The sequence below is a fragment of the Roseomonas sp. BN140053 genome (assembly GCF_047690175.1).
In the GTDB taxonomy this organism is placed as follows: Bacteria; Pseudomonadota; Alphaproteobacteria; order Acetobacterales; family Acetobacteraceae; genus Roseomonas.
Genome location: NZ_JBLLEB010000002.1, coordinates 240,558 through 252,567 on the forward strand (window position 1 = coordinate 240,558; position 12,010 = coordinate 252,567).

At 72.5% G+C, this 12,010-nt stretch carries 12 protein-coding genes; 7 read left to right on the forward strand and 5 right to left on the reverse strand.

The features are described 5' to 3' along the window. Positions 1 to 159: 159 nt before the first annotated feature. The 5 genes from dut to ACLIBK_RS03275 form a co-directional block, all read right to left on the reverse strand. Positions 160 to 609 (reverse strand): dUTP diphosphatase, encoded by a 450-nt coding sequence (gene dut / locus ACLIBK_RS03255; protein ID WP_415385786.1) that lies wholly within the window; start codon positions 607 to 609, stop codon positions 160 to 162. Next, entirely contained in the window at positions 609 to 2,036 is a 1,428-nt protein-coding gene (locus ACLIBK_RS03260; protein ID WP_415385787.1) for a bifunctional phosphopantothenoylcysteine decarboxylase/phosphopantothenate synthase, read from the reverse strand. Before ACLIBK_RS03260 ends, dut begins: the two co-directional genes overlap by 1 nt. A 69-nt stretch (positions 2,037 to 2,105) precedes the next feature. After that, positions 2,106 to 2,516 carry a DUF2000 family protein gene (locus tag ACLIBK_RS03265; protein WP_415385788.1) on the reverse strand — a complete coding sequence of 137 codons (411 nt, stop codon included), beginning with the start codon at positions 2,514 to 2,516 and terminating at the stop codon, positions 2,106 to 2,108. Between the two features lie 33 nt (positions 2,517 to 2,549). After that, positions 2,550 to 3,398, reverse strand: coding sequence for an AraC family ligand binding domain-containing protein (locus ACLIBK_RS03270; protein WP_415385789.1), 849 nt, complete (start codon positions 3,396 to 3,398; stop codon positions 2,550 to 2,552). Between the two features lie 52 nt (positions 3,399 to 3,450). Continuing rightward, a complete protein-coding gene (locus ACLIBK_RS03275) occupies positions 3,451 to 4,188 on the reverse strand; it encodes a class I SAM-dependent methyltransferase (protein WP_415385790.1) in 738 nt (245 codons plus the stop codon). Between the two features lie 101 nt (positions 4,189 to 4,289). Here ACLIBK_RS03275 and mutM point away from each other — a divergent pair, with 101 nt between their 5' ends. The 7 genes from mutM (at position 4,290) to recF (ending at position 11,981) form a co-directional block, all read left to right on the forward strand. Then, on the forward strand, positions 4,290 to 5,183 hold the full coding sequence (gene mutM, locus ACLIBK_RS03280; RefSeq protein WP_415385791.1) for a bifunctional DNA-formamidopyrimidine glycosylase/DNA-(apurinic or apyrimidinic site) lyase: 894 nt from the start codon (positions 4,290 to 4,292) through the stop codon (positions 5,181 to 5,183). A 423-nt stretch (positions 5,184 to 5,606) separates the two neighbouring features. Further along, positions 5,607 to 6,371, forward strand: a complete 765-nt coding sequence (locus ACLIBK_RS03285; protein WP_415385927.1) for an enoyl-CoA hydratase — start codon at positions 5,607 to 5,609, stop codon at positions 6,369 to 6,371. A gap of 144 nt (positions 6,372 to 6,515) precedes the next feature. Beyond that, positions 6,516 to 6,794 (forward strand): 30S ribosomal protein S20, encoded by a 279-nt coding sequence (gene rpsT / locus ACLIBK_RS03290; protein ID WP_415385792.1) that lies wholly within the window; start codon positions 6,516 to 6,518, stop codon positions 6,792 to 6,794. 399 nt (positions 6,795 to 7,193) lie between these two features. Then, positions 7,194 to 8,648 (forward strand): chromosomal replication initiator protein DnaA, encoded by a 1,455-nt coding sequence (dnaA, locus tag ACLIBK_RS03295; RefSeq protein WP_415385928.1) that lies wholly within the window; start codon positions 7,194 to 7,196, stop codon positions 8,646 to 8,648. Between the two features lie 348 nt (positions 8,649 to 8,996). Continuing rightward, positions 8,997 to 9,248: a hypothetical protein gene (locus ACLIBK_RS03300; protein WP_415385793.1), complete on the forward strand. Its 252-nt coding sequence runs from the start codon at positions 8,997 to 8,999 to the stop codon at positions 9,246 to 9,248. A 266-nt stretch (positions 9,249 to 9,514) separates the two neighbouring features. Beyond that, positions 9,515 to 10,654 (forward strand): DNA polymerase III subunit beta, encoded by a 1,140-nt coding sequence (dnaN, locus tag ACLIBK_RS03305; protein ID WP_415385794.1) that lies wholly within the window; start codon positions 9,515 to 9,517, stop codon positions 10,652 to 10,654. Between the two features lie 142 nt (positions 10,655 to 10,796). Beyond that, positions 10,797 to 11,981 (forward strand): DNA replication/repair protein RecF, encoded by a 1,185-nt coding sequence (gene recF, locus ACLIBK_RS03310; protein ID WP_415385795.1) that lies wholly within the window; start codon positions 10,797 to 10,799, stop codon positions 11,979 to 11,981. Positions 11,982 to 12,010 lie beyond the last annotated feature (29 nt).

Below are 12,010 nucleotides of genomic sequence, written 5' to 3' on the forward strand. Positions count from 1 at the left end.
CGGGGAAGAACAGGAAGCCGGGGGGAAGTATCCCCCCGGACCCCCTTCTATTTTCGGGAGTTTGGGGTGCGCCCCTGACCACCGGGCTCTTTAAACTCCCGAAAAAAGGAGGGGGTCTGGGGGAGTTCACTCCCCCAGCCTTCCTTCAGTGCCGTCCTCTCAGCCCGTACCGGTGGAGCCGAAGCCGCCCGCGCCCCGATAGGTATCCGGCAGCTCCGGCGCCTCCTCCCACACGGCGCGGGTCACGGGGGCGAGCACCGCCTGGGCGATGCGCATGCCGCGCTCCACGGTGAAGGGCTCGGCGCCGGCGTTCATCAGGATGACCTGCAGCTCGCCGCGATAGTCCTCGTCCACCGTGCCGGGCGAATTGGGCAGGGTGATGCCGTGCTTCAGCGCCAGGCCGGAACGGGGCCGCACCTGCAGCTCGTGCCCTTCCGGCAGGGCGACGCGCAGCCCCGTGGGGATCAGGGCGCGGCCACCGGGCGGCAGCACCACCGGCGCGGAAACGGCGGCCAGCAGGTCCATCCCCGCCGCCCCCGCCGTGGCATAGCCCGGCAGCGGCAGCCCCTCGGCATGCGGCAGTCGGGTGACGAGGATCGTGGCACGCATCAGGCTAGGGCCTCGGCGATGCGGCGGGCGAGGCGTTCGGCCACCGCTTCCTTGGGCAGGGTCGGCCAGTCCTCCACCCCGGCGGCGCTGACGAGGTGCACGGTGTTCTCCCTGCCCCCCATCACGTCGCCCGAGACGTCGTTGGCCACGATCCAGTCGCAGCCCTTGCGCGCCAGCTTGCTCACCGCGTTCTCCACCACCGCCTCGGTTTCCGCCGCGAAGCCCACCACCAGCCCGGGCCGCCGCGCGTGGTGCGACAGGGTGGCGAGGATGTCGGGGTTCGGCATCAGGGTCAGGCTCGGCGGGGCAGCGCCCTCGCGCTTCTTGATCTTGGCGGTGCCGACCTCGGCGGGGCGCCAGTCGGCCACGGCGGCGGCGCAGACCGCGGCGTCGGCGGGCAGCGCCGCCTCGCAGGCGGCCAGCATGTCGCGGGCGCTCTCCACCCGCACCACCTCGACCTCCGGCGGATCGGCCAGCGCCACGGGGCCGGAGACCAGCGTCACCCGGGCGCCCAGCGCGGCCAGGGCGGCGGCGATGGCGTGGCCCTGCCGGCCGGAGGAGCGATTGGCCAGGAAGCGCACGGGGTCGATCGCCTCCTGCGTCGGGCCGCTGGTGACGAGGACGTGCCGCCCGACCAGCGAGAGCGGGTCGCCCGCCGGCTCCGCCCCGGCCTCGTCCGCATCGGGCATCGCCGTGTCGGCGAGCGCGGCCGGCGACGGGCCGGGGGCCGCGACCGCCGCGACCGCCGCGACCGCCGCGGCGGCAGCGGAACCCACGCCGGTCGGGAAGACCGGCGCGCCGTCCTCCTCCCCCCCTTCGCCCGCGGCGATGGCGGCATCCAGCGCCGCTTCCAGCTCCGGGTTGGCGGCGTCGGGGAAGCTGTTTTGCAGGACCGCCTCGATCGCGGCCAGGATCGCCGGCGGCTCGGCCAGGCGGCCCGTGCCGCTCTCCGCCTCGGCCATCAGCCCCTCCTCCGGGCCCACGAAGCGCACGCCGCGGTTGGCGAGGATGGCGGCATTGGCCACCGTGGCGGGATGCGCCCACATGGCCCAGTTCATCGCCGGCGCCACCAGCACCGGCGCCTGGGTCGCCAGCAGCGCCGCGCCGGCCAGGTCGTCGGACAGCCCCGCCGCCATGCGGGCGAGGCGGTCGGCCGAGGCCGGGGCCACCACCACGAGGTCATGTCCGCGTGCCAGGGCAATATGGCCGCGCCCCTCGCCTTCCTCCTCCAGGGACCAGAGGTCCTGGGCCAGGGGCCGGTTGGTGATGGCCTGCAAGGCGTGCGGCGTGACGAAGCGCGCCCCGCCCGGGGTGAGCAGCCCGGTCACGCTGGCCCCCGCCTTGCCGAGCAGCCGGGCCAGCTCCAGCGCCTTGTAGGCCGCCACGGAGCCGGACACGATCAGGAGAATCCGCTTGCCGCGCAGCATGGCCGAGGGTGTAGCGGGCAGCCGCGGGGGCGGGAAGCGGTTTGGCCGCCGGTCGGCCGGGACCCGCCGCTAGGGATGCAGCCGGGCGCCCTTGGTGGCCTTGTCCACGTCCCGCTTCGGCCCCCGCAGGGCGAGGCCCACCAAGTCCGGCGCCTCTGCCGGCTCCGCCCGGAAGACCTCACGGTTGGCGGCGTCGTGCCCGGTGGAGAACATCGCCCGGACATAGGCGGCGCGACACAGCTCCCGCTCGATGCCGATCCGCCAGGCGCGCTGCAAGGCCTCCGGCGTGGCGGCGAAAACCAGCATGGGCTGCCCGAGCAGCCGGGCATGCAGCCGGCCGGCCGCATCCTCGTAGGGCTCGCCCATGGCCTCCGGCGCGGCCCCGGCGATGCCGGTGGCCAGGAAAGCGGTCACGTTCAGCTTCTGCCACACCGCCAGATCCTCCAGCACGAGGATCGCCACCTTGGTCTCGAAGATCATGCCCGCCCCCCCCTTCGCAGTCCCGGGCGCAGTTCAGCCGATCGCGGCGGCGCGGTCTGGAACGCCCGTGCAGCAGGCGCGATAGGCGGCCGGGGTCAGCCCGTAGGCGCGGCGGAACCAGCGGCCGAGATGGCTCTGGTCGGCGAAGCCGCAGGCCGCGGCCACGGCGGCGGGCCGCTCCCCCATCGCCAGCAGCCGGCGCGCGCGCAGGAGGCGGATCTGCACGAGATAGGCGTGCGGCGAGGTGGCGAAGCTGGCCCGGAAGGCGCGCGCGAGGTGGAAACGGTCCACCGCCCCCGCGGCGCGGGCGAGTGCGTCGGCCCCGACATCCTCCAGGATGAGGTCGTGCAGCCGATCCCGCGCCCGCCGTGCCACCGCGTCGTCGCGCCCCGCCGTGCCCCGCCGGGCGGGCCGGCCGAGGTGCGGCCGCAGCCGAAGCAGCACCCGGTCCAGGGCCGCGTCGCTCACCAGCCGGGGGGCCGCTTCCGCCAGGGCCGCGTAGGCGGCGCGGATGCTGTCGCCGAGCACCGGGTCGTGCACCAGGCTGGCCGAGAAGCCGGGATCTCCCCCGCCCCCGTCGCCGAGCCCGGCCCGCAGCCAGGGCCGCGGCAGGTAGAGCATACTGTAGCGGAAGCCCTCCGCCGCCCCGGCCTGCCCGTCATGCGCTTCCTGCGGCTCGATCAGGATCACCTGCCCGGTCAGGCTCCTGCGGCGGGCGCCGCGGCAGAGGAACTCCTGCACCCCCTGCTCGGTGACGCCCACCAGCCACTCATCGTGGCGGTGCAGGTCGTAGGCATGGCCGAAGAAGCGGGCGCGGATCGCCTCCACGCCGCTGGCGCCGTCGCGCACCAGCCGGATGCGGTTCCCGGCGCCGGGCGTCATGCCAACACCCCGCGACGAGGGCGCATGCCGGCGATCCCGGCCCGGCCAGCGTCTAGAGGCGCCAGCCCGTGTGGATGGCGACGATCCCGCCGGACAGGTCGCGATGCGACACCCGCTCCAGCCCGGCCCGGCGCATCATGCCTTCCAGGGTTTCCTGGTCGGGGAACTGCCGGATGCTCTCGGCGAGGTACTGGTAGCTGTCGGCATCCCCCGCCACCCGGGAACCGATCGCCGGCAGCGCCTTGAAGCTCCAGGCGTCGTAGAGGCCGCGCAGCGCCTCGATCCGCAGGCGCGAGAATTCTAGGCAATGGAAGCGCCCGCCGGGCCGCAGCACGCGGCGCGCTTCCCGCAGCACGGCGTCCTTGTCCGTGCAGTTGCGCAGGCCGAAGGCCATGGAGACCTTCTCCACGCTGCGGTCGGGAAAGGGCAGCCGCTCGGCGTCGCAGCACACGAAGCTCAGCCCGTCGGCCAGGCCGCGCCCCAGCGCCCGCCCCTGCCCTACTCCCAGCATGGCGGCGTTGATGTCGGCCAGGATCACCCGCCCGGCGCCGCGCTCGCGCGCCAGGAAGGCCACGTCCCCGGTGCCGGCGGCGAGGTCCAGCAGGGTTTCGCGGGGCGAGGCGCCGATCGCCGCCACGAAGGCGCGTTTCCACAGCCGGTGGACGCCCAGCGACATCAGGTCGTTCATCACGTCATAGCGGGGGGCGACACTGTTGAAGACTTCGCGCACGAGGCTGGCCTTCTGGGCGCGGGGAACCTCGCGGAAGCCGAAATCGGTCTGGTCGGACATGCTGCCCCTTCTAGGGCAGGTCGCCACGCAGCGGTATCGCCCCTATCTGCACGATGATGGGCGTACCCCGCCCCGCCCGAAGGACTGCCGCGAAAAACCCCATGCCCGAACTTCCCGAGGTCGAGACCGTGATGCGCGGCCTTTCGGCCGTGCTCACCGGCCGCACGCTCGCCCGCGCCGAAACCCGCCGCGCCGGGCTGCGCTGGCCCTTTCCGCCCGGCCTGGCCGAGCGGCTCACCGGTGCCCGGGTGGAAGGCTTTCGCCGCCGCGGCAAGTACATGCTGATGCGGCTGGACAGCGGCAGCAGCCTGCTGGTGCACCTCGGCATGTCCGGCCGCATGGTGGCCCGGCTGTCGGAATCTGCCCCCGCCGAGCGCCTGGGGCCGCAGGGTGCTGCCTCCGACGCGCGCGGCAACGGTTCGCCGGACGCGCACGAGCACCTGGTGATGGAAACCGAGGACGGCTGGCGCGTCGGCTTCTGCGACCCCCGCCGCTTCGGCGTGGTGGACCTCGTCCCCACCGAGGCCGAGGACGCGCACCGCCTGCTCGCCGGCATGGGGCCGGAACCGCTGGAAGACAGCTTCACCCCCGCGGTGCTGTCCGCCGCCCTGGCCGGCAAGGGCACGCCGATCAAGGCGGCGCTGCTGGACCAGAAGGTCGTCGCCGGCCTGGGCAACATCTACGTGGCCGAGGCGCTGTTCCGTGCCGGCATCTCCCCCCGCCGGCTGGCCAGCACCGTGCCCGGCGCCCGGGCGGCGCGGCTGGTGCCGGCCATCAAGGCCGTGTTGCGGGACTCCATCGAGGCCGGCGGCTCCTCCCTGCGCGACTACGTCCGGGCGGATGGCGAGCTGGGCTTCTTCCAGGACCGCTTCTCCGTTTACGACCGCGCCGGCCAAGCCTGCCCGAACTGCCCGGGCCCGCCGAAATGCCCAGGGGTGGCGCGCATCGTCCAGGCCGGGCGCTCCACCTTCTTCTGCCCGCGCACCCAGCGCTGAGGCGGCCGGCGGCACGGATCGCGCCCGCGCCGAACTCGTGGCCTTGGGAGGGAGAAGGAATTCTCCCTCCCAAACCCTCCCTCATCTTCTTTCGGGGGCTGCCGGGTCGGGGTGGACAGCTTGCCGCCCAGTGACCCAGGGAAATTCCATCTTTGCAGCGTGCGCTGCTGCCGCAGCCGCTGGAGGGCATCGCCCTCCGGCGCGCCCGGCGTTCCAGCCCCGACTGCGGCAGCGAAAATCGAAAGACGATGAGGGGAAGGGTCCGGGAAGGGGAGAATTCCTTCTCCCCTTCCCGGGGCCAACCACCCGGATCGCAGGTCGGCCCCTCGTGCCGTCCGTACGAGGCGCCTCCCGCCGCGGCGCGGAAGCGGGCAAGCTGCGCCACGACATTGCTGAGGGAGTGGGCCGGTGGCCGAACACGGGATGATCCTGGCCGAACGGCGCGGCGCGGTGGGGCTGATCACCCTCAACCGCCCGCAGGCGCTGAACGCCCTGTGCGACCAACTGATGACGGAACTGGGCGAGGCCCTGCGCGGCTTCGACGCCGACCCGGCGGTCGGCGCGATCGTGCTGACGGGCAGCGAGCGCGCCTTCGCCGCCGGCGCCGACATCAAGGAGATGAAGGACCGCCGCTTCCCCGGCACCTACCTGGACGACTTCATCGGCGCGCGCTGGGAAACCGTGCTGGAAATCCGCAAGCCCGTGATCGCCGCCGTGGCCGGCTTCGCCCTGGGCGGCGGCTGCGAGCTGGCCATGATGTGCGACCTGATCCTGGCCGCCGACACCGCGAAGTTCGGCCAGCCCGAGATCACCCTGGGCATCCTGCCCGGCGCTGGCGGCACGCAGCGCCTGACCCGCGCAGTGGGCAAGGCCAAGGCCATGGACCTGGTCCTGACCGGCCGCATGATGGACGCGGCCGAGGCGGAACGCTCCGGCCTGGTGGCGCGGGTGGTGCCGGCGGCGGAGCTGCTGCCGGAGGCGATCGCCGCGGCGGAAAAGATCGCTTCCTTCTCCACCCCCGCGGTGGCCATGGCCAAGGAAGCGGTGAACGTGGCCTTCGAGACCACCCTGCGGGAAGGCGTGCGGCTGGAGCGCCGCCTGTTCCTGTCGCTCTTCGGCACGGAAGACCAGCAGGAGGGCATGGCCGCCTTCGCGGAAAAGCGGAAACCCGGGTTTCGCCGGTCCTGAGACGGGTTCCGGAACAGGCCGTCGGCCGCCCAGGGCAGCCAAAGCTTGACGTGCGGAGGACCACTGGGTAGAAGCCGCGACCTTCCGCAGCCTTTGAACGGGCTGGCGGCCTTCCATAGACACGATTGGCAGTCACCTCAGCCCATGGCGAACAATCCTTCCGCGCGCAAGCGCATCCGCCAGAACGAGAAGCGCAACGAGCGCAACACCGCCCGCCGCTCGCGCGTGCGGAGCTTCATCCGCAAGCTTGAGGACGCGATCTCGGGCGGCGACAAGGCCGCGGCCCAGGCCGCGTTCCAGGCGGCGCAGCCGGAGATGATGCGCGCGGCCGACAAGGGCGTGCTGCACGACAACACCGTGGCCCGCAAGCTGTCCCGCCTGTCGGCCCGGGTGAAGGCGCTGGGCGCTCCCGCCCAGGGTTAAAGCCCCTCGGCGGCGCGGCCACGCGATCCGCCGGTCACGTCTTGTTACACGATGATACAGCCCGGGTCCGAAAGGATCCGGGCTAAATTTTTCCCATGCGAATCAAGGGGAGTGGAGCTTGTTCCTCAGACGAGCCCGCATCTTCGCTGCCGCAATAGCGACTTCGTGGCAACAGTGTGACTCTGGAGTCAGCCCTGCTTATGAGTCCGCTTGATTCGCGGGACGGCTTCGCGCTGTTCTTGGGTTCAAGGGACGCCAAATCCCGTCCGGGACCCGCCCTTTCCTGCCCCGCAGGAGCCGGGCAGCGGAGGAGGGGGTGGCGCTGGGCGGCTCGTCCGGTGGCGCGCCGTGGTTGAGGGAGCGGCGCCGGGCGCCGGACGCGGAAGGATGCGGATGCTTATGCAGGAAGAGCTCGGCGCGTCCTCCCTCCCCGTTTCGGCGGAAGACGGCGTGCCCGACATTGCCCAGGCCTGGGCCCGCATCCGCGGCCGCCTGCGCGAGGAAGTGGGCGAGGTCGAGTACCGCACCTGGATGCGCCAGATGACGCTGGCCGCCATCGAGGGCGAGGAGGCGGTGGTGCACGTCCCCTCGCGTTTTCTGCGCGACTGGCTGCGCAGCCAGTACGGCGACCGGCTGCGGGCGCTGTGGCAGGCGGAGAACCTGGGCGTGCGCCGCGTGGAGATCCGCGTGGCCCCGCCGGCCGCGGATGGCGCCGCGGCCTCGGCGCTGGAGCCGGCGGCCCCGGCCCTGGCGGAAGCCCTTACGGCGCGGCCGGAAATCCGGGCCGAGGCCAAGGCTGACCCCAAGGCCACCGAGCCCAAGGGCGACTGGGCGGCGCCGTTGGACGGCCGCTTCACCTTCGACACCTTCGTGGTGGGCAAGCCCAACGAGTTCGCCCATGCCTGCGCCCGCCGCGTGGCGGAGAAGCCGGCGAGCCCCGGTTTCAACCCGCTCTTCCTGTATGGCGGCGTCGGGCTGGGCAAGACGCACCTGATGCACTCCATGGCCTGGGCGCTGCGCGAGCCCGGCCTGGACCGCTCGGTGGCCTATATGTCGGCCGAGAAGTTCATGTACCGCTTCATCGCGGCGCTGCGCTCGCAGTCCACCATGGAGTTCAAGGAAAGCCTGCGCTCCGTCGACGTGCTGATGATCGACGACCTGCAGTTCCTGATCGGCAAGGACAACACGCAGGAAGAGTTCTTCCACACCTTCAACGCGCTGGTGGATGCCGGCAAGCAGATCGTGGTGTCCGCCGACAAGTCGCCCTCCGACCTGTCGGGGCTGGAGGACCGGCTGCGCACGCGGCTGGGCTGCGGCATGGTGGCCGACATCCACGCCACCACCTACGAGCTGCGCATCTCCATCCTGCAGGCCAAGGCCGCGGCGGCCGGCACGCCGGTGCCGGAGCGCGTGCTGGAATACTTGGCGCACAAGATCACCTCCAACGTGCGCGAGCTGGAAGGCGCGCTGAACCGGCTGATCGCGCATTCCAACCTGTTCGGCCGCCCGGTGACGCTGGAATCCTGCCAGGAGGTGCTGCACGACATCCTGCGCGCGCATGACCGCCGGGTGACGATCGAGGAAATCCAGAAGCGCGTCGCCGAGCACTACAACATGCGGCTGACCGACATGTCTTCCGCGCGCCGGGCCCGCAACGTGGCGCGCCCGCGGCAGGTAGCGATGTACCTGGCCAAGCAGCTGACCTCCCGCTCCCTGCCGGAGATCGGCCGCAAGTTCGGCAACCGCGACCACACCACGGTGATGCACGCCGTGGCCAAGGTGGCGGAGCTGATGCAGGGCGACTCGGGCTTTGCCGAGGATGTGGAGCTGCTGCGCCGCATGCTGGAAACCTGAGCGGGTCCCAGGCTTCCTCCGCCCCGGACACGACGCCGCCGAAGGCGCGTCGCGCCCCGGGCTGAACCAACCTCCCACCCTGTCCGGGCAGCGCGTCGCCCCCCGCTGCTGACACGTTCGGCCGTTCCGGACGCCATGCGTCCGCGTGCCCGGCCTGGCACGGGCGTGCCGCGGGCGCATGACGAAGCGACGGCGGGCGGCAGAGGGATCTCGCAGCCGGGCCGGCAGCCGTTTCGCGTGGACGCTTTGTCAGCGCCGGCCCATCAGCCCGTGAGATGCAGGCATGTAGATGGTTCATGGCCGAGCGGTGCTGTTGCCGCCTTCTGCTCCATCAGGAAACCACGCGTCATGCCGAACCCCCTGCGTCTCCTCCTCACGCTCGCCGTTCTGGCGGTTCCCGTGGTGATCACGGCCGCTCCCGATGCGCAGGCCCGGACCCGGAGCCACCTGGTATCCGCGAACGCCGCCGATGCTTCCCAGGCACAGCAGCGCCCGACCGCCCGCCGCCACGCGACGCGCCAGGTGCAGGCCCAGCCCCGCGCCCGCCACCACCGCGCCACCCGCCCGGCGGCGCCGGTGACCCCGCAGACCGACGGCTGAGCAGAAGGGGCGGCAGCGCGCCGCCCGCGACGCTCCCACGGAAGCGGCATGTCGGAACCGGTCGGGCGAAAGCCCGGCCGGTTCTGGCGTTTCGGGGCCCGGCGCGTTCACCGCTGTTGGCGGGTGCGGCCGCCTCTTCGACCCGGCAGCACGAGCGTTGCGACGGGCAGGCGCTTCCCCGGCCAGAACCGGGATGGTACGCATGCCTCTGTGACAGTTCGGGGGTTTCTTCCCCCGGAACGCCCCGAGGGTGTGAGGAACGCGCGATGAAGTTCACGGTGGACCGGGCGGTGCTCCTCAAGGCGCTCGCGCATGTCCAGAGCGTCGTCGAGCGCCGCAACACCATCCCCATCCTGGCCAACGTGCTGCTGGATGCGGGGGCGGACCGGCTGACCCTGACCGCGACCGACATGGAGATCGCGGTGGTCGAGGAGATCACCGCCGGTGTGCAGGTCGCCCAGCCCGGCCGCTGCACCGCCCCGGCCGCGACGCTGTTCGAGATCGCCCGCCGCCTCGGCGACGGGCAGAAGGTGGAGTTCGACCAGCCCGGCGGCGACGCGCCGCTGGCCCTGCGCTCGGGCCGCTACAACACCTCCCTGATGGTGCTGCCGGTGGAAGACTTCCCGGCCATGACCGAGGGCAAGCTGCCGCACCGCTTCACCCTGCCCGCGGGCGCGCTGCGCGACCTGGTGGACCGCACGCGCTTCGCCATCTCCACGGAAGAAACCCGCTACTACCTCAACGGCATCTACCTGCACGTCGCGGATGGCGAGGACGGCAAGGTGCTGCGGGCGGTGGCCACGGACGGGCACCGGTTGGCACGGATGCAGTCCTCCCTGCCCGAGGGCGCTTCGGGCATGCCGGGGGTGATCGTGCCGCGCAAGACGGTGGGCGAGATCCGCAAGCTGGCCGAGGAAGCCTCGGGCGAGGACGCCACCGTCGAGGTGCGGCTGAGCGACACCAAGATCCAGTTCCGCCTGGGCGCGGTGACGCTGACCTCCAAGCTGATCGATGGCACCTTCCCGGAATACGAGCGGGTCATCCCCAAGTCGAACGACAAGGAGATGCGGGTGGACCGCGCCCTCTTCGCCCAGGCGGTGGATCGGGTGGCGGCGATCTCCTCCGAGCGGTCCCGCCCGGTGAAGCTGGCGCTGAGCAGCAACGCCCTGGTGCTGACCGCCTCCTCCCCGGAGCAGGGGCAGGCGCGCGAGGAGCTGGACGCCGACGCGGTGCAGTACGCCTCCACGCCGCTGGAGATCGGCTTCCAGGCCCGTTACCTGAAGGACATCACCGACCAGGTACAGGGCCAGCTGGTGTTCCGCTTCTCCGACGGCTCGGCCCCCACCATCGTGCAGGACGAGAGCAAGGACAGCGCCCTCTACGTCCTGATGCCGATGCGCGTCTGATACGCCGCGAGCGGCGGCCACGTTGCAGGGCCGCCGCCGCATCGCCATTTCCGGAGGGTGGGCGGCCGCTGCCGCCCGAAACCGCGCTTCCGCGCGGTGGGGCGCCGTTCCGCCCCGATGCCGCCCCTGGAAACGCCGCCGTATGACCGCCCCCAGCCTTCGCCTGACCCGCCTGCTGCTGCAGGACTTCCGCAGCCATGCCAGCGCCGAGTTGCGGCTGCGGGCGCCGGTGGTGGTGGTGGCGGGCGACAACGGCAGCGGCAAGACCAACCTGCTGGAAGCGGTCAGCCTGCTCGGGCCCGGGCGGGGGCTGCGCGGTGCCCGCAATGCCGAGTTCGCCCGCCGCACCCCCGAGGGCCCCCTGCCCTGGGCCGTGAGCGGCCGTTTCGAGGGGCCGGCGGGGGAATTCGACCTCGGCACCGGCACCCCGCCGGACGGGCCGCTGGACAAGCGCGTGCTGCGGCTGGACGGCAACCCCGTGCGCTCCCAGGCGGAGCTGGCCAACCAGGTCGCCGCGGTCTGGCTGACGCCGCAGATGGACCGGCTGTTCCAGGAGGGCGCTTCCGGACGCCGCCGCTTCCTGGACCGGCTGGTCTGGGCGCTGGAGCCCGGCCATGCCCGGGAGGTCGCGGCCTACGACAACGCCATGGCGCAGCGGAACCGCCTGCTGTCCGAGGGCTGCCGCGACGACCGCTGGCTGGCCTCGCTGGAGGACGCCATGGCCCGCCACGGCGTGGCCGCCACCGCCGCCCGCCTGGGCATGGTGGACCGGCTGAACGCGGCGCTGGCGGCCGGCACGGCCGGCGCCTTCCCGGCCGCCTGCTGCGACCTGTCCTGCGGCGTGGCGGAGCAACTGCGCGAACGGCCGGCGCTGGCGGTGGAGGACGCGCTGCGGGACCACCTGGCGGGCAACCGCCGCCGGGACGCGGCCGCCGGGGCCGCGGTGGAAGGCCCGCACCGCTGCGACCTGCTGCTCCGCCACCTGCCCAAGGACCTGCCGGCGGAGCTCTGCTCCACGGGGGAACAGAAGGCCCTGCTGGTGTCCGTGGTGCTGGCCCATGCCGCCCTGATCGCCGCGGCCCGGGGCTTCGCGCCGCTGCTGCTGCTGGACGAGGTGGCGGCGCATCTCGACGCCACCCGGCGGGAGGCCCTGTTCGCCGCCCTGGTGGCCCTGCCCGCCCAGGTCTTCCTGACCGGCACGGAGGCCGGCGTCTTCGCGTCGCTGGACGGGGTCGCCGAAACCTTTCTCACGGCGCCTTCCGGCCTGCGCGGAACGGCCGATTACGGGGTGCGGGAAGCCTCGGGAATCCCTATATTGCAAGCCTGATTCGAATGGTTTTTCCGGAAGGCTCTATT